Genomic DNA, 17454 nt, shown 5'->3' with positions numbered 1-17454 from the left:
GTAATTGGTCAACGCAACCAACCCTGTGACCTCGGTATTTCTGACTCGGCCAACACAGCAAACGGTGCAAACGCCCAGATAACAGAATCCGGCTTACAGGCCAACTCGTCCGCCCCGCTCAGTGCCGGGCCTTGCGCACCGCCTTGGCGAGTTTGCGCAGCGCGTCGTCGAGCTGCTGTTCGCACCGCTCGGCCAGGTCGGCCTCCTGCTGGTACAGCAGGCCGTAAGTGAAGGTGTCCTCGCCGGCGGCGTGCGCGGCTTCGGATTCGTGGCGCAGGTGTTCGCGGCTGACCACGCTGTCCTGGTGGTCACCGAGCAGCGACTGGACGGCCTTGGACTGCTCGGAAACCTTGTCCTCGCCGGTGGCCGCCGCGGTGTAGCGAAGTCGCTTGGCCCGCTTGCGGATCCGGTGCACCGCCTCGTCGCGCTGATGCTGGTCGTCCGGGTGGTCCCGGTAAATTTGCGTCGCGGCCTTGGCGGCCTTGCGAACCTTCTTGTAGGCGGCGTCGATGGTGACCGGCGCGTGTTCCTCGCCCGAGGCGCTGCCGGGGGGTTGCGCCGCTATCGCGTCGAGGGCGTCGAGCAGCCGGAAATAGCGCTGCGAACGCATGGCCATCAGCGACCGGCGCAGCCCGGTCTGATAACGGCGCTGGGCGCCCCCGACCAGCCGTTCGTGCACCGGCCCGCGCACCAAATCCGGTGTCAGCCCGTCCAATTGACGCTCGTAACGTTCCGCGAGCACCTCCGCGTCGCGCGCGATGCCGAGGATGCCGGCCAGCTCGCGCAGCTCGTCGAGAACCCAGCCGTCGTCGGGCAATCCAAACGATTCCTGGTAGTCGCGCAGCAGGCTGCGCAACTTGCGGGTGGTGACCCGCATCTGGTGAATGGAATCGAAGGCGTCGGCCCGCACGGCCCGATCCCACACCAACAGTTCGCGAATCTGCTCGGCCACCGCGCGCTGCAAGGGGTGCTCGGCGGGCTGCGCGCTGTCGGGCTGCGCCGTGGTGGTGCCGAGCACGCGTGCCAGCTTGGAGGCGTGACCGGCGGGTGCGGCGCCGGCGTCGAGCAGCCGGTTACCCAAGCGGTTCAACAGCTCGGTGTCCGGGGCCCCATTCTGCTCGGCGAGTTCGAGCTCCCATTCGCGCCACTCCTGTTGCGTGGGCTCCAGGTCGGCGTCCTCGGAAGTACGGGCCGACCACGCGGTCACGTGGTCGTTGCTGAACTCCGCCAGCGGCGCGCCGTCGGCGGAGTAGAGCACCTGGCTTTCGCGTTGGGTGGTGATCCGCGCGACCGGTACGAGGGGGCGGTCGCGGACGATCGCCAGCACGACGTCCACCAACTCCTCCGGCACGGTGTCGGTGCCGGACGCGTCCAGCGGCACCCGGACCTCGGTGCGGGCTTCGGGACCGGTCGGCAGCTTGAGGTGCCACCCCGCGTCGGACCCACCGGTGCGGCGGCGCAGGGTGATCTTGTTGCGGGCCAGGTCCTGTGCCGGGGTGTCGAAGTACGTCGCGTCCAGTGTCTGAGTCGGCGACTTGTCGACGTGCGCCACGGCGGCGATGCCTTCGAACGAGGGTGACACGGTGGATTCGCCAACGTCGAACTTGCGCTCCACCTCTCGATGGCGCGAGGCTTGCGGCGCTTTTGCAGGCATGTTCGGCTCCGTTGCGGCGCGTCGCCGCGGCCTTGAACGTCATGGACGGTGGTGCTGGGCTCTCATAGCCTGCCATACCGCGGTGACGCGGCTGGCGGCGATGGCCGCCGACTGTCGCGGGGCTCAGCCGGGCGGCGCCGGCGGCGGGGAATCTTCGCGGAGATGCATCGCCAGGCCGCCCAGCTCGCGGATCGTCTGAACCTCGGGATCGCGGAACGGTTGCCCGTCGGGCGTGAGCAGGTCGTGGAACCATTCAGCCGGCATGGCGGGGTTGGGGTGCTCCCATGAGTCCCAGGGGAAGAAGGTCTGCGTCTTCCCGACGACCAGGCCCCAGTTGAACGCGCCGACGTTGTGGCGCTTCGCGATGGGCAACACGCCCTGGATGGTGCTGCCCAACGGCCGGGCCATGTATTCGGTGCACAGGATGGGGCGCCCCAGCGGCGCGAGCTCGGCGATGCGGCTCTCGAACTCGGCCGGCGGGGCATAGGAGTGGAACGTGATCACGTCCGAGTTGTCCAGCTGGATGCCGTTGATCGTGCTGCGGCGCGCGGGGTTCGCCCACTCGCCGTCCCAGACGCCGCTCGTCAACGGTTGGCTCGGATCGACCGAACGGGCCCAACCGAACACCTGGGGGAGCAGGTCGGTGACCAATTCGAGCTTGTCCTTCCGCTCGACCGAGCGGTAGTACTTGGACGGATTGTCGGGCTCGTTCCACAGGTCCCAGCCCAAAACGCGGTCGTCGGTGCGGAATTGACTGAGCACCCCGGTGACGTAGCTGCGCAGGGTCGGGATGTAGGAGCGTTCACCGAGGCGTTGCGCACCCGGGCTCTGCACCCAGCCCGAGTTGTGCACGCCGGGCGTCGGCGCGCGCTGTGGACCGGATTGGGGGTGAGGATCCCAACAGGAGTCGAACAACACGAACAGCGGCTTGATGTCGTGGCGCGCCGCGATGTCGACGAACTGGGCGAGGCGGACTTGGAACCCCCGGGGGCCCTGCTCCCACAGCAGATCGTGCAGGAAGACGCGGACCGCGTTGAACCCGATGCCGCGGGCCCAGCCCAACTCGGTGTCGATCCGCCGGGGATCGAACGTATCGGGCTGAAACATCTCCAGCTGATTGATGGCGTTCGATGTGATGTAGTTCGCCCCGACCGGCCAGTCCTGCGCCTGATACCACCGGTTGGCGCGCTCGGGTGACCAGCGGCTCGCCTGCGGCGAGCTGCCAGGCGCGGGTTCCGCGGCCGCGCGAGGTGCTCGAGTCAGTGCAGCGCCTCCCGCCAGTAACAACGGAAGCTTCAGTACCGTTCGACGGTGCACGAAGTCACCGCAAATCTCCCGGTCGATGTGTTCACCCTTGCTCTCGGAGTAGAGACTTTATCCAAGAGCAATCGTACCCGCCTGCCACACAAGGAGTTTCGGAAATTGACAGGATCGGGGGTTGCGGTGGGCGGAAACCTCTGGTGGCTTCCGTCAGAAGCAGTGCTCGTCGGCCGGGAAGACCCCCTCGGCCACTTCTTGCGCATATTGCATTGCGGCCCGGCGCAATTCCGCGCCGATGTCGCCGAACCGCTTGACGAAGCGGGCGGCCTTGCCGCTGCTGACGCCCGCCATGTCCTGCCACACCAGCACCTGGCCGTCGCAGTTCGGGCCGGCTCCGATGCCGATGGTCGGGATGGTCAGCTTGCCGGTGATCTGGGTGGCCAGGTCGGCCGGCACCATCTCCATGACGACGGAGAAGGCGCCGGCTTCGGCGACGGCGATCGCGTCGGCGACGGTCTGTTCCGCGGCGTCGCCGCGGCCCTGGACGCGGAAGCCGCCCAAGCTGTTGACGCTCTGCGGCGTGAACCCGATGTGCGCCATCACGGGGATGCCCGCCGCGGTCAGGCAGGCGATCTGCTCGGCGACCCGCTCGCCGCCCTCGAGCTTGACGGCGTGTGCGCCGCCCTCCTTCATGAACCGGGTGGCCGACGCCAGGGCCGCGGCCGGCCCCGCCTCGTAGCTGCCGAACGGCAGGTCCGCGACGACCAGGGCGTGACGGGCGCCCCGCACGACGCCGCGCACCAGCGGGATCATCTCGTCGATCGAGACGGGCACCGTGGTGTCGTAGCCGTATACGACGTTGGCGGCCGAGTCGCCGACCAGCAGGACCGGAATGCCCGCCTCATCGAAAATGCGGGCCGTCGAATAGTCGTAGGCCGTGAGCATGGCCCACTTGTGGCCTTCGGCCTTCATCTTCTGCAGGTGGTGCGTGCGAATTTTGGTGAGCGGTTGCGCGTGCTCAGATGTGCCTGCACCGTAAACGTTTTGCTCAGACATCATTGTCCCTAAAGGTGGTCGGTTCGATCCTCGTGGCCGGATAGGGTCCCCGGGTTCGTCTGACGGTGCCATTCTGCCATTTCTGCTGCGCGGTTGCACCGCTCCTGTGATGTGAGACATACCATGCTCGGATGCAGCGGCTCAGCGGACTCGACGCCAGCTTCCTCTACCTGGAGACCTCGTCGCAGCCCATGCACGTGTGCTCGATCATGGAGTTGGACACCTCGACGATGCCCGGCGGCTACACCTTCGACCGGCTTCGCGACGCCCTGGCGCTGCGCATCAAAGCGATCCCGGAGTTCCGCGAGAAGCTGGCCGACAACCCGCTGAATCTCGATCATCCGGTCTGGGTGGATGACGAGAACTTCGATCTCGACCGCCATCTGCACCGGATCGCGCTGCCCGCGCCGGGCGGCCGCGCCGAGCTCGCCGAGATTTGCGGGCATATCGCGGAGTCGCCGCTGGACCGGCGCCGGCCGCTGTGGGAGATGTGGGTCGTCGAAGGCGTGGCGGGCACCGATTGCCATCGTGACGGGCGGCTGGCGGTGATGACCAAGGTGCACCATGCCGGCGTCGACGGCGTGACCGGCGCCAACCTGATGTCGCAGCTGTGCGGCACCGAACCCGACGCCCCGCCCCCGGATCCGGCTCGCGGGGTCGGGGGCGCCAGTGGGTGGCAGATCGCCGCGGGCGGGCTCGTCCGATTCGCCGCCAGGCCGCTGCAGCTGGCCAACGTGGTGCCCGACACCGTCTCCTCGGTGGTCACCACGTTGCGGCGGGCGCTCGAAGGCCAGGCGATGGCGCGGCCGTTCGCGGCACCGGCCACCGCATTCAACGCCCGGATCACCGACCGCCGAAACATCGCCTACGCCGAATTGAATCTCGACGACATCAAGGCGGTTAAGAATCGATTCGACGGCGTCAAAGTCAATGACGTGGTGATGGCGTTGGTTTCCGCTGTGCTGCGCCAGTACCTGGCCGACCGAAACGCTTTGCCGGACTCGCCGTTGGTGGCGTCGGTGCCGGTTTCCGTGCATGGAAAATCCGAGCGGCCCGGCCGCAACCAGGTGTCGGCCATGTTCTCCAGCCTGCATACCGATATCGCGGATCCGGTGGAGCGCCTGAAGGCCATCGCCCACGCGAATTCGGTTGCCAAGGAACACAGTTCCGCCATCGGCGCGTCGCTGTTGCAGGATTGGACGCAGTTCGCCGCGCCGGCCGTTTTCGGTATCGCGATGCGGCTTTATGCCAGGACGCGGTTCACCGACAGCATGCCGGTGCACAACCTGGTGGTGTCCAACGTGCCGGGCCCGCAGGTGCCGCTGTACATGCTGGGCTGCGAGGTCAAGGCGATGTATCCGCTGGGTCCGATCTTTCACGGGTCGGGACTCAACATCACCGCGATGTCGCTGCGGGGCAAGTTGGACGTTGGGCTCCTCGCGTGCCCCGATCTGGTGCCGGACCTGTGGGAGATGGCCGACGAGTTCGCGGTGGCGATGGAGGAGTTGCTCGCGGCCACCCGGTAGCCGGCGGTGGTGCCGCTCATGAGGATCTCAGGTTTCCTCTGGCAGCATATGTTGGCATGGGTCTGTCTCGCCGCGACAAGATTGCGCGCACGCTGCTGGTTTGGACAACGGTCGCTGCCGTGGCGCTCCTTGTCGCGGGCTGCGTGCGAGTCGTCGGCGGCCGCGCCCTGCTGGCTGAACCGAAGCTCGGACAGGCGGTGGAGTGGACACCGTGCCGGACGGCGAACCCGAAGGTCAAGATTCCCGCCGGCGCGCTGTGCGGCAAGCTGGCGGTACCGGTCGACTACGACCACCTCGACGGAGACGTGGCGACGCTGGCGATGATTCGCTTCCCCGCCACCGGGGACAAGATCGGTTCGTTGGTGATCAACCCCGGCGGTCCTGGCGAGTCCGGTATGGAGGCCGCCCTGGGTGTCGTTCAGTCGCTGCCGAAGCGGGTCCGCGAACGGTTCGATTTGGTCGGCTTCGACCCCCGCGGGGTGGGGTCGTCGCGGCCGTCCGTCTGGTGCAACTCCGACGCCGACAACGACCGGCTGCGCACGGAGCCGAACGTCGACTACAGCCCGGCCGGCGTGGCCCACATCGAGGACGAGACCAAACAATTCGTCGGCCGCTGCGTCGACAAGATGGGGAAGAACTTCCTGGCCAACATCGGCACGGTCAACGTCGCGCGGGATCTGGACGCGATCCGGGCGGCGCTGGGCGACGACAAGCTGACCTACCTCGGCTACTCCTACGGCACCAGGATCGGCTCCGCCTACGCCGAGGCCTACCCCGACAAGGTGCGCGCGATGATCCTCGACGGCGCGGTCGACCCCAACGCCGACCCCATCGAGGCGGATTTGCGCCAGGCCAAGGGTTTTCAGGACGCGTTCAACGACTACGCGACCGATTGCGCGAAGCAATCGAGCTGCCCGCTGGGCACCGATCCGGCCAAGGCCGTCGACGTTTACCACAGCCTGGTCGACCCGCTCGTCGACCCCAACAACCCGATGGTCGGCAGGCCGGCGCCGACGAACGACCCACGGGGACTGAGCTATAGCGACGCCATCGTCGGCACGATCATGGCGCTGTACTCACCGACGTTGTGGCACCACCTGACCGACGGACTGAGCGAACTGGTCAACCACCGCGGCGACACCCTGCTCGCCCTGGCCGACATGTACATGCGTCGCGACGCCCACGGCCACTACACCAATGCGACCGACGCGCGGGTGGCGATCAACTGCGTCGACCAGCCGCCAATCACCGACCGCGCCAAGGTGATTGACGAGGACCGTCGCTCGCGGGAGATCGCGCCGTTCATGAGCTACGGCACGTTCACTGGCGACGCCCCTCTGGGCACCTGCGCGTTCTGGCCGGTGCCGCCGACGAGCAAGCCGCACACCATCTCCGCGCCCGGCCTGGCGCCGACGGTGGTGGTGTCGACCACCCACGACCCGGCGACGCCCTACAAGGCCGGGGTGGATCTGGCCAATCAGCTGCGCAGTTCGCTGCTCACCTACGACGGAACCCAGCACACGGTGGTGTTCCAGGGCGACGGTTGCATCGACAACTACGTCACGGCGTATCTGGTCGGCGGCGCCACGCCGCCCAGCGGCGCGAAGTGCTAGTGCGCGTGGAGGTCTGACGCCGGCCGCACCCCCGCGAGGGCAGCCAGACGAGACCAAGGCGTAACCGTTTCGCGCCGCTTCGGGTACCCGGGGCTGACACGATGACAGCCATGTCGCGCCTGAGATCATTGAGCTCGGCGCTGCTGTCATTCGGGCTGCTGGTGGGCCAATCGGCGGTGGGACTGCCGGTGGCGGGCGCCACCCCGGAACCCGGTGCGGGGCAGACCCCCGCGCCGAAACCGTCGGTCGCGACGCCGCAGGCCTGGGGGAGCTGCGGCCAATTCGCCACGGACACAAACGAAGTGCCCACCGCGCAATGCACCACCGTCTCCGTCCCGGTCGACTACGACAACCCGGGAGCCGGCCAAGCCAAGCTGGCGGTGATTCGCGTGCCCGCGACCGGCCAACGGATCGGCGCGCTGCTGGTCAATCCGGGCGGTCCCGGCGGGTCCGCGGTGGACATGGTGACCGCGATGGCCCCGAATCTGGAGGGCACGCCCATCAGGCAGCACTTCGACCTGGTCGGCTTCGACCCGCGGGGGGTGGGTCACTCGACCCCGACGCTGCGCTGCCGCTCGGACGCCGAGTTCGACGCCTACCGGCGCGAGCCGATGGTCGACTACAGCCCGGCCGGCGTCGCGCACATCGAACAGCTCTACCAGCAGCTGGCCCAGCAGTGTGTTTCCCGGATGGGCAGCGGGTTTCTGGCCAACGTCGGCACCGCGTCCGTGGCGCGCGACATGGACACGGTCCGCCAGGCGCTGGGCGACGACCAGATCAACTACCTCGGGTACAGCTACGGCACCGAGCTCGGGACGGCCTACCTGGAGAAGTTCGGTGCCCACGTCCGGACGATGGTGCTCGACGGCGCGATCGACCCGACCGTCGGCCCGGTCGACGAAAACGTCCAACAGATGGCGGGCTTCCAAACCGCCTTCAACGACTACGCCGCCGACTGCGCCCGCTCGGCGGGCTGCCCGCTGGGCACCGACCCGGCCCAGTTCGTCAACCGTTACCACGCGCTGGTCGACCCATTGGTCGCCAAGCCGGGTCGCACGTCGGACCCGCGCGGCCTGAGCTACGCCGACGCCACCACCGGCACCATCAACGCGCTGTACACCCCGGCGCACTGGAAGTACCTGACCAGCGGCCTGCTCGGGCTGCAGCGCGGCACCGACGCGGGCGACCTGCTGCTGCTCGCCGACGACTACGAGGGCCGGGACCGCGGCGGGCATTACACCAACGATCAGGACGCGTTCAACGCGATCCGGTGCGTCGACGCGCCCACGCCGCGGGATTCGGCGAGCTGGGTTTCCGCCGACCAGCGCATCCGCCAGGCCGCGCCGTTCCTCAGCTACGGGCAGTTCACCGGCAACGCGCCCCGCGATCTGTGCGCGCTGTGGCCGGTCCCGGCGACATCGACGCCGCACGCCGCGTCGCCCGCCGCGCCGGGCAAGGTGGTCGTGGTCTCCACCACGCACGACCCGGCCACCCCATATCAGGCCGGCGTGAACCTGGCGCGCCAGCTGGGCGGCCCGTTGATCACCTACGACGGGACTCAGCACACCGCGGTGTTCAACGGCGATCAGTGTGTGGACGCCGCCGTCATGCGTTATCTCGTCGCGGGCACGTTGCCGCCCGCGGCCTACCGCTGCCAGTCGTGACCGCACTGAGCAGCCTGTTTGCAATGTTCGCAATTGTTCCGATCGTGCGTCGGTAACACAGAATTAACAGCTGTTGCCTACTGTTTCGGTTATGGATCGCCAGAAGGAATTCGTCCTCCGCACCCTGGAGGAACGGGATATCCGCTTTGTTCGGCTGTGGTTCACCGACGTGCTCGGTTTCCTCAAGTCGGTCGCCATCGCCCCGGCCGAACTCGAAGGCGCCTTCGAGGAAGGGATCGGCTTCGACGGATCGTCGATCGAGGGTTTCTCGCGCGTCTCCGAATCCGACACCGTGGCGAACCCGGACCCGTCGACCTTCCAGGTGCTGCCGTGGGCTTCCGGCGGCCACCACCACTCGGCCCGGATGTTCTGCGACATCACCATGCCGGACGGCTCACCGTCCTGGGCGGACCCGCGGCATGTGCTGCGCCGCCAGCTGCAGAAGGCCAACGACCTCGGCTTCTCCTGCTACGTCCACCCCGAGATCGAGTTCTTCCTGCTCAAGCCGGGCCCGGACGACGGGTCGGTGCCGGTCCCGGTCGACAACGCCGGCTACTTCGACCAAGCGGTGCACGACTCTGCCTCGAACTTCCGCCGCCACGCGATCGAAGCGCTGGAATTCATGGGCATCTCGGTGGAGTTCAGCCACCACGAAGGCGCGCCCGGCCAGCAGGAGATCGACCTGCGCTTCGCCGACGCGCTGTCGATGGCCGACAACGTGATGACGTTCCGCTACGTCATCAAGGAGGTCGCGATCGAGAACGGCGCCCGGGCGTCGTTCATGCCCAAGCCGTTCGGGCAACACCCCGGCTCGGCGATGCACACCCACATGAGCCTGTTCGAGGGTGACGTCAACGCGTTCCACAGCCCCGACGACCCGCTGCAGCTGTCCGACGTCGGCAAGTCGTTCATCGCCGGCATCCTCGAGCACGCCTCCGAGATCAGCGCGGTCACCAATCAGTGGGTCAACTCCTACAAGCGGCTGGTGCAGGGCGGAGAGGCACCCACCGCCGCGTCGTGGGGCGCGGCCAACCGGTCCGCGCTGGTGCGGGTGCCGATGTACACCCCGCACAAGACGTCGTCGCGGCGCATCGAGGTGCGCAGCCCCGACTCGGCCTGCAACCCGTACCTGACGTTCGCCGTGTTGCTGGCCGCCGGGCTGCGCGGGGTGGAGAAGGGCTACGTGCTGGGGCCGCAGGCAGAGGACAACGTGTGGGACCTGACGCCCGAGGAGCGGATCGCGATGGGCTACCGCGAGCTGCCGACCAGCCTGGACAGCGCGCTGCGTGCCATGGAGTCCTCCGAACTCGTCGCGGAAACGTTGGGGGAGCACGTTTTTGACTTCTTCCTGCGCAACAAGCGCACGGAGTGGGCGAACTACCGCAGCCATGTCACGCAGTACGAGCTGAGCACCTACCTGTCGCTGTAACTCGCGTCGCCGTTAACAGGGCGGCCGCCTTGCCCGTGCGATGCGGGGGGTTGCGATACCGTCGTGGGCGTGACCAAACCCGCGACGCAGCGCCCCCGGCTGCCCAGCGTGGGCCGGCTTGGCCTGGTCGATCCTGCCGCGGGCGATCGCCTGGCGCAGCTGGATTGGTACGGCCACGACGACCAAGCCCACGTCGACCTGCTGTGGTCGCTGTCGCGCGCACCCGACCCCGACGCCGCGCTGCGCGCCCTGATCCGGCTGGCGGAGAACCCCGACACCGACTGGAACGAGCTCAACGCCGCGCTGCTCACCGAACGGCCCTTGCGCGGGCGGCTGTTCGCGGTACTCGGCGCGTCGTTGGCCCTCGGGGATCACCTGGCCGTCCACCCGCAGTCGTGGAAACTGTTGCGGGGCAAGGCCAAACTGCCCACGCGCGACGAGCTGCGGGCGGTGTTCACCCAGTGTGTCGACGAGGCGTCGGGTTCGATCGTGCCGCGCCTGCAGACCCTGTACCGCGACCAGCTGCTGGTGCTGGCCGCGCTCGACCTGGCCGCGACGGTGGAAGACGAGCCGGTGCTGCCGTTCACCGTGGTGGGCGCCCAGCTGGCGGACCTGGCGGACGCCGCGCTGGCCGCCGCGCTGCGGGCGGCCGAGGCCAGCGTGTGCGGGGACCGCACACCGCCACGGCTGGCCGTCATCGCGATGGGCAAATGCGGTGCCCGCGAACTGAACTACGTCAGCGACGTCGACGTCATCTTCGTCGGTGAGCGCGCCGACGCGCTCACCACCCGGCTGGCCGGCGAGATGATGCGGATCGCGTCGGAGGCCTTCTTCCAGGTCGATGCCGGGCTGCGGCCCGAGGGCCGCAGCGGCGAGCTGGTCCGCACCGTCGAATCGCACATCGCCTACTACCAGCGCTGGGCGAAAACCTGGGAATTCCAGGCGTTGCTGAAAGCCCGCGCGGCCGTGGGTGATCAGGAACTCGCCGAGCGCTACCTGACCGCGTTGATGCCGATGGTGTGGGTCGCCTGCGAGCGCGAGGATTTCGTCAGCGAGGTGCAGGCCATGCGCCGCCGCGTCGAGCAGCTGGTGCCCGCCGACGTGCGCGGCCGCGAGATCAAACTCGGCAGCGGCGGGTTGCGGGACGTGGAGTTCGCAGTGCAGCTGCTGCAGCTGGTGCACGGCCGCAGCGACGATTCGCTGCACGTCGCGTCCACCGTGGACGCGCTCGAGGCGTTGGGGCAGGGCGGCTACGTCGGACGCGAGGACGCGGCGAACCTGACCGCGTCCTACGAATTCCTCCGGCTCCTCGAGCACCGGCTGCAGCTGCAGCGGCTCAAACGCACCCACCTGTTGCCGGAGGCCGAGGACGAGGAGGCCGTGCGCTGGCTGGCCCGCGCCGCGCACATCCGCCCCGACGGGCGGCACGACGCCGCGGGCGTGCTGCGCGAGGAGCTGCGGCACCAGAACCTGCGGGTGTCGCAGCTGCACGCCAAGCTCTTCTACCAGCCGCTGCTGGAGTCGATCGGCCCGGCCGGCCTGGAGATCAGGCACGGCATGACCTCGGAGGCCGCCGAACGGCAGCTCGCTGCGCTCGGCTACGAGGGGCCGCAGACGGCGTTGAAACACATGTCGGCGCTGGTCAACCAGAGCGGCCGGCGGGGGCGCGTGCAGTCGGTGCTGCTGCCCCGACTGCTGAACTGGATGTCCTACGCGCCCGATCCGGACGGCGGGCTGCTGGCCTACCGCCGCCTGTCCGAGGCGCTGGCCGCGGAGACCTGGTATCTGTCCACCCTGCGGGACAAGCCCGCGGTGGCGAAGCGCCTCATGCACGTGCTGGGCACCTCCTCCTACGTGCCGGACCTGTTGATGCGCGCGCCCCGGGTGATCGAGGACTACAGCGACGGTCCGGCCGGCCCCAAGCTGCTCGAAACCGATCCCGCCGCGGTGGCCAGGGCGCTGGTCGCCTCGGCCGGCCGTCACCCCGACGCGGTGCGCGCGATCGCGGCCGCCCGCACGCTGCGCCGCCGCGAACTGGCCCGCATCGGCTCGGCCGACCTGCTCGGCTTCTACGAGGTCACCGACGTGTGCCGGGCGCTCACCTCGGTGTGGGTGGCCGTGCTGCAGGCCGCGCTGGACGCGATCATCCGTGCCAACCTCCCCAAGGACGGCAAGGCGCCGGCGGTTATCGCGGTGATCGGTATGGGCAGGCTGGGCGGCATGGAGTTGGGCTATGGGTCCGACGCCGACGTGATGTTCGTGTGCGAGGCGGCGGCCGGCGTCGAGGACTCGGTGGCGATCCGCTGGTCGACGACGGTGGCCGAGCAGGTCCGCACGCTGCTGGGCACGCCCAGCGTCGACCCGCCGCTGGAGGTGGACGCCAACCTGCGGCCCGAAGGCCGCCAGGGTCCGCTGGTGCGCACACTGGGTGCCTACGCCGCCTACTACCAGCAGTGGGCACAGCCGTGGGAAATTCAGGCCCTGCTGCGGGCGCACGCGGTCGCCGGCGACGCGGACCTGGGCGAGCGGTTCTTGTTGATGGCCGACGAGACGCGCTACCCACCCGCCGGGGTGTCCGCCGAGGCGGTGCGGGAGATCCGCCGCATCAAGGCCCGCGTCGAGTCCGAACGGTTGCCGCGCGGCGCCGACCCCAACACGCACACCAAGCTGGGCCGCGGGGGACTGGCCGACATCGAATGGACCGTGCAGCTGATGCAGCTGCGGCACGCGCACGAGATTCCCGCCCTGCACAACACCTCGACGCTGCAATGCCTGGACGCGATCGCCGCGGCCGACCTGGTGCCCGCGGAGGAGGTGGATCTGCTGCGGCAGGCGTGGCTCACCGCGACGCGCGCCCGCAACGCGCTGGTGCTGGTCCGCGGCAAGCCGACCGATCAGCTGCCGGGACCCGGACGCCAGCTCAACGCCGTCGCGGTGGCCGCGGGCTGGCCGACCGACGACGGCGGGGAGTTCTTGGACAACTATCTACGGGTGACGCGACGGGCAAAAGTCGTGGTACGGAAGGTGTTTGGCAGTTGAGTCAGGAGGCCGGCGCGTTGGACGCCATATTCGAGGTGCTCGACGCGGCGGAGGCGCAGCGAGTGACAGCGCTCTACGCCCCTTTGGCCGACGCCGTGCGCGAACTCGTCGACGCCACCATCCGGACCGAAGTCGACGACGACGTCGTCGCCCAGGCACGGTCCGCGATCGAGGCCGTCACTGAGTCGCTGCGGCAACGCACCCGGCCGGTCGGGGTGACTTACCGCGTCGACGGCCGCCCGCTGCCGCTGGGCAACGCCGCGATCGGCGTGTGCAACCCGATCGCGCCGCCGATCGTCGTCCACCACGACGGCGGCGGGCGCTGCTGGAGTGAGTTCGTCCTCGGGTCGGCCTACGAGGGTCCACCGAAGCTGGTGCACGGCGGGGTCAGCGCCCTGGTGCTCGACCACATGCTCGGCGAGGCGGCCAGCGAGGGGCTGTCCAAGGCGCGCTTCACCGGAACGATCACCGTGAAGTACCTGCGCGGCACCCCGCTCGGGCCGCTTCGTTGCGAGGCGTGGGTCGACGGCAAGGAGGGCCGCAAAGTCTTTGCGCGCGGCACGATTTCGGATGCCGCCGGGGTCACCGTCGAGGCCGAGGGCGTCTTCATCGAGCCGGCGTGGGCCCGGGAAGCCGAATGAAGTTCTACATCAGCAGTGCCTTCCTGAACACCCGGGAGATCATCGAGCTCGCCAAGGCTGCCGACGAACTCGGCTACGACGGCATCGGGATTCCCGATCACGTCGTCAACCTGGAGACCCTGGACACCCCGTACCCCTACACCAAGGACGGGCAACGGCGTTGGCAGCCGTTCACGGACTGGCCCGACCCGTGGGTTCTCATCGGCGCGCTGGCTCAGGTCACCACGCGGTTGCGCTTCGTCACCACCGTTTACATCCCCGCGATGCGTAACCCGTATTCTGCCGCCAAAGCCATTGGCACCGCGGCGGTTCTGGCGGCGGGCCGGGTGGAGCTCGGCATCGGCGTCGGCTGGTGCCGTGAGGAATTCGCGTTGATGGGCGAGCGGTTCGAGGCCCGCGGGAAGCGGACCGACGAGATCATCGACCTGATGCGCGCGCTGTGGCGGACGGGCTGGACGGAATTCGAGGGCGCGTTCTATCGCGCCCCTCGGCTGGAAATGGAGCCGACGCCGCCGCCGATCCCGGTCTACGTCGGCGGGCTCAGCGACATCGCGCTGCGCCGCGCCGCCCGCAACGAAGGCTGGATCGGTGATCTGATCAAGACCGAGCGCGCCATCGAAGCTGTGGGCCGGCTGCGGGAGTTGCGCGCCGAAAACGGTTTGTCGATGGACGATTTCACCATCCTGACGCCGTTGACCGACGCCTTCACCACCGCCGACTACCAACGCGCCGCCGACGCGGGGATCACGGGCATCATTACGATGCCGTGGATGTTCTACGCGGGGCCGGACGCGTCGCTGGCCGACAAGATCGACGGCATGCAGCGCTTTCGCAAGGACCTGGCGCTCGACGGCTAGCTCTTGGCCCTTCTCGGCTTCTCGCCTGCTCGCCTTCGCTCGCCTGCTCGCCATGCTCGCCTGCTCGCCATGCTCGCCTGCTCGCTGGCTCGTCGCGACACTTGCCTGCTCGCCGCGACACTTAACCTATCGCGACGACACGCCGCAAACGAGCGCCGTGGTTTATGTCTCGCGAGTTCGATCGCGATTGGGCGGCCGGTGGTAACCCCTTGCAAGCCTGAAAGAATGCCGGGCATGCCAGCGAACATCGACGAGGTGCGTCCGGCGTCCGCGGCGGATGCAGCGGCGTGCCTTGCGATCTACCGCCCGTATGTCGAGCGAACGACGATCAGCTGGGAGGTCGAAGTCCCGAGCGTCGGCGAGATGGCCAACCGCATCCGCGACGCGCACGACTGGCTCGTCCTCGAACGCGACGGCCGGGCCATCGGTTTCGCCTACGGCCACGCGCTGCTACGACTTCCAAGCTTCCAATGGTCGGTGGAAACCGGGATTTATGTCGACCTCGACCATCACCGCACGCGGGGCGGTCGTCAGCTCTACACGCGATTGCTGCGCCGGCTCACGGAGCGCGGCTACCGGAGAGCGTTCGCCGGTATCACCCAACCGAACGAGGCCAGCACCAGCTTTCACCGGTCGTTCGGGTTCCAGGACGCCGGCCTATACCGGCGCGTCGAATGGAAACACGGTCGCTGGCACGACGTCGCGTGGATGCAACTCGACCTGGGCGGCACCGCCGACCCCGACGAGCCCCCTAGCCCGATCGTGTGATTGGTTAGCGGCCCCCGCCGGCACCGCCACCGACAAAGCCGCCGCCGGCACCGCCGCCAACGAAGCCGCCGCCGGCACCGCCGCCAACGAAGCCCCCGCCGGCGCCGCCGCCATTGCGGCCGCCGCCGGCGCCCCCGCCGATGTGGGCGCTCTTAACCATTACCTGTGCGGTGCTGATAGTCATGGCCCAAAAACTAATGCCGAATCCGTTGCCGCCGCAAGGCTTCAAATCTGAACTTTCCGCCACATTTCCTGCAGAAAGCGATGAGTCCACCCGCTCGGCGATGGACGAACTGATCGCGGAGCGGGTGGACTCTTCTCGGAGCTACTGCGGACGAACGTCGAGTTAGACGTCGTAGTAGAGCGCGAACTCGTACGGGTGCGGCCGGATCTGCACCGGCAGGATCTCGTTCTCGCGCTTGAAGCTGATCCACGTCTCGATCAGGTCGGGCGTGAAAACGCCGCCCTCAGTGAGGTATTCGTGGTCCTCTTCGAGCCGGTCGATCACCGCGGACAGCTGGGTGGGCGCCTGCGGGATGTTGGCGGCCTCCTCCGGCGGCAACTCATACAGGTCCTTGTCCACCGGGGCCTGCGGCTCGATCTTGTTCTTGATGCCGTCGAGCCCGGCCATCAGCATCGCCGAGAACGCCAGGTACGGGTTGCCCGACGAGTCGGGGCAGCGGAACTCGAGGCGCTTGGCCTTCGGGTTGCTGCCGGTGATCGGAATGCGGACACACGCCGAGCGATTGCGCTGGCTGTAGACCAGGTTGATCGGCGCCTCGTACCCCGGAACCAGTCGCTTGTAGGAGTTGACGGTCGGGTTGGTGAACGCCAGCAGCGACGGGGCGTGGTGTAGCAGGCCGCCGATGTAGTGCCGCGCGGTGTCCGACAGGCCGGCGTAACCGGTCTCGTCGTACATCAGCGGGCTGCCGTCCTTCCACAGCGACTGGTGGGTGTGCATGCCGGATCCGTTGTCGCCGAACAGCGGCTTGGGCATGAACGTGACGGTCTTGCCGGCCTGCCACGCCGTGTTCTTGACGATGTACTTGTACAGCTGCATGTCGTCGGCGGCGTGCAGCAGCGTGTTGAACTTGTAGTTGATCTCGGCCTGCCCGCCGCTGCCCACCTCGTGGTGGCCCTTCTCCAGGCTGAAGCCCGCCTTGATGAGGTTCGACAGCATGTCCGCCCGCAGGTCGACGTAGTGGTCGACGGGCGCGACCGGGAAGTACCCGCCCTTCGGGCGGACCTTGTAGCCGCGGTTGGGGGTGCCGTCGTTCTCGGTCGGCTCGCCGGTGTTCCACCACCCCGAGATCGCGTCGACCTCGTAGAAGGACCCGTTGGTGCGCGAGTCGAAGGTGACCGAGTCGAAGATGTAGAACTCGGCCTCGGCGCCGAAGTAGGCGGTGTCCGCGACGCCGGTGCTGATCAGGTAGTTCTCCGCCTTGCGGGCGATGTTGCGCGGGTCGCGAGAGTACGGCTCGAGGGTGAACGGGTCGTGCACGAAGAAGTTCAGGTTCAGCGTCTTGTGCTCGGTGAACAGGTCGATCTGCGCCGTCGCGGGGTCCGGCAGGAGCAGCATGTCGGACTCATGGATGGACTGGAATCCGCGAATCGACGAGCCGTCGAAGGCCAGGCCGTCCTCGAAGACGCTCTCATCGAAAAACGAAACCGGAATCGTGAAGTGCTGCATGATGCCTGGCAAGTCACAGAACCGGACGTCGACAAACTCGACGTTCTCGTCCTTGACGAGTTTGAAGACGTCGTCGGGCGTCGTTTCCGTCACAGAAATGCTCCTTTACTTGGTGAGATCCGCGGCCTGACGCTATGGAGCAGATGTTGCCCGCCAGTCAACCCCGTGTTGCGCGCACGTTACGCGACCCGTGTCATCCACAAAAGAGGCGGCGTCGGCGGCGGGTTCTATTGTGGGGCCATGGATCGCAAGATCGT

General features: G+C 68.1%; 13 protein-coding genes. 8 read left to right on the top strand and 5 right to left on the bottom strand.

The genetic code is table 11. From position 1 onward, the window contains the following. Window positions 1–118 precede the first annotated feature (118 nt). The 3 genes from A5697_RS04015 to panB form a co-directional block, all read right to left on the bottom strand. Entirely contained in the window at window positions 119–1654 is a 1536-nt protein-coding gene (locus tag A5697_RS04015; RefSeq protein WP_068008200.1) for a CYTH and CHAD domain-containing protein, read from the bottom strand. A 123-nt stretch (window positions 1655–1777) separates the two neighbouring features. Beyond that, complete coding sequence (locus A5697_RS04010) at window positions 1778–2971, bottom strand: 1,4-beta-xylanase (RefSeq protein WP_068008197.1); 1194 nt, start codon at window positions 2969–2971, stop codon at window positions 1778–1780. A gap of 153 nt (window positions 2972–3124) precedes the next feature. Then, a complete protein-coding gene (gene panB / locus A5697_RS04005) occupies window positions 3125–3970 on the bottom strand; it encodes a 3-methyl-2-oxobutanoate hydroxymethyltransferase (RefSeq protein ID WP_067947499.1) in 846 nt (281 codons plus the stop codon). Between the two features lie 131 nt (window positions 3971–4101). Here panB and A5697_RS04000 point away from each other — a divergent pair, with 131 nt between their 5' ends. The 8 genes from A5697_RS04000 to A5697_RS03965 all read left to right on the top strand — a co-directional run bounded on the left by A5697_RS04000 (window position 4102) and on the right by A5697_RS03965 (window position 15507). Then, window positions 4102–5496 carry a wax ester/triacylglycerol synthase family O-acyltransferase gene (locus A5697_RS04000; protein WP_068008194.1) on the top strand — a complete coding sequence of 465 codons (1395 nt, stop codon included), beginning with the start codon at window positions 4102–4104 and terminating at the stop codon, window positions 5494–5496. A 56-nt stretch (window positions 5497–5552) separates the two neighbouring features. After that, window positions 5553–7109 (top strand): alpha/beta hydrolase, encoded by a 1557-nt coding sequence (locus A5697_RS03995; protein ID WP_068008191.1) that lies wholly within the window; start codon window positions 5553–5555, stop codon window positions 7107–7109. A gap of 101 nt (window positions 7110–7210) precedes the next feature. Further along, entirely contained in the window at window positions 7211–8773 is a 1563-nt protein-coding gene (locus A5697_RS03990) for an alpha/beta hydrolase (RefSeq protein WP_156673137.1), read from the top strand. A 91-nt stretch (window positions 8774–8864) separates the two neighbouring features. Further along, a complete protein-coding gene (locus A5697_RS03985; RefSeq protein ID WP_067947454.1) occupies window positions 8865–10202 on the top strand; it encodes a glutamine synthetase family protein in 1338 nt (445 codons plus the stop codon). Window positions 10203–10265: 63 nt separating this feature from the next. Then, window positions 10266–13241, top strand: a complete 2976-nt coding sequence (locus tag A5697_RS03980) for a bifunctional [glutamine synthetase] adenylyltransferase/[glutamine synthetase]-adenylyl-L-tyrosine phosphorylase (RefSeq protein ID WP_068008187.1) — start codon at window positions 10266–10268, stop codon at window positions 13239–13241. Next, entirely contained in the window at window positions 13238–13882 is a 645-nt protein-coding gene (locus tag A5697_RS03975; RefSeq protein WP_067947458.1) for a PaaI family thioesterase, read from the top strand. The genes A5697_RS03980 and A5697_RS03975 overlap by 4 nt, the downstream gene beginning before the upstream one ends. Further along, entirely contained in the window at window positions 13879–14739 is an 861-nt protein-coding gene (locus A5697_RS03970) for a TIGR03619 family F420-dependent LLM class oxidoreductase (RefSeq protein WP_068008184.1), read from the top strand. The genes A5697_RS03975 and A5697_RS03970 overlap by 4 nt, the downstream gene beginning before the upstream one ends. A 234-nt stretch (window positions 14740–14973) precedes the next feature. Further along, window positions 14974–15507: a GNAT family N-acetyltransferase gene (locus A5697_RS03965; RefSeq protein WP_068008258.1), complete on the top strand. Its 534-nt coding sequence runs from the start codon at window positions 14974–14976 to the stop codon at window positions 15505–15507. Between the two features lie 4 nt (window positions 15508–15511). Here the strand turns inward: A5697_RS03965 and A5697_RS27565 are convergent, their stop codons facing one another. Together A5697_RS27565 and glnA are read right to left on the bottom strand one after the other, a co-directional pair. Further along, window positions 15512–15691, bottom strand: a complete 180-nt coding sequence (locus A5697_RS27565; RefSeq protein ID WP_068008181.1) for a hypothetical protein — start codon at window positions 15689–15691, stop codon at window positions 15512–15514. 162 nt (window positions 15692–15853) lie between these two features. Further along, on the bottom strand, window positions 15854–17290 hold the full coding sequence (glnA, locus tag A5697_RS03955) for a type I glutamate--ammonia ligase (protein ID WP_067947462.1): 1437 nt from the start codon (window positions 17288–17290) through the stop codon (window positions 15854–15856). Window positions 17291–17454: the final 164 nt, after the last annotated feature.

The organism is Mycobacterium sp. E3251 (assembly GCF_001666835.1).
Taxonomy (GTDB): Bacteria; Actinomycetota; Actinomycetes; order Mycobacteriales; family Mycobacteriaceae; genus Mycobacterium.
This window is presented reverse-complemented; position numbering and strand designations above follow the sequence as displayed.

Excerpts from the sequence above, each read along its gene's own strand:
- A5697_RS04015 (WP_068008200.1), bottom strand. The coding sequence starts at position 1,654 with ATGCCTGCAAAAGCGCCGCAAGCCTCGCGCCATCGAGAGGTGGAGCGC.
- panB (WP_067947499.1), bottom strand. The coding sequence starts at position 3,970 with ATGTCTGAGCAAAACGTTTACGGTGCAGGCACATCTGAGCACGCGCAA.
- A5697_RS04000 (WP_068008194.1), top strand. The coding sequence starts at position 4,102 with ATGCAGCGGCTCAGCGGACTCGACGCCAGCTTCCTCTACCTGGAGACC.
- A5697_RS03995 (WP_068008191.1), top strand. The coding sequence starts at position 5,553 with ATGGGTCTGTCTCGCCGCGACAAGATTGCGCGCACGCTGCTGGTTTGG.
- A5697_RS03990 (WP_156673137.1), top strand. The coding sequence starts at position 7,211 with ATGACAGCCATGTCGCGCCTGAGATCATTGAGCTCGGCGCTGCTGTCA.
- A5697_RS03985 (WP_067947454.1), top strand. The coding sequence starts at position 8,865 with ATGGATCGCCAGAAGGAATTCGTCCTCCGCACCCTGGAGGAACGGGAT.
- A5697_RS03970 (WP_068008184.1), top strand. The coding sequence starts at position 13,879 with ATGAAGTTCTACATCAGCAGTGCCTTCCTGAACACCCGGGAGATCATC.
- A5697_RS03965 (WP_068008258.1), top strand. The coding sequence starts at position 14,974 with ATGCCAGCGAACATCGACGAGGTGCGTCCGGCGTCCGCGGCGGATGCA.
- A5697_RS27565 (WP_068008181.1), bottom strand. The coding sequence starts at position 15,691 with ATGACTATCAGCACCGCACAGGTAATGGTTAAGAGCGCCCACATCGGC.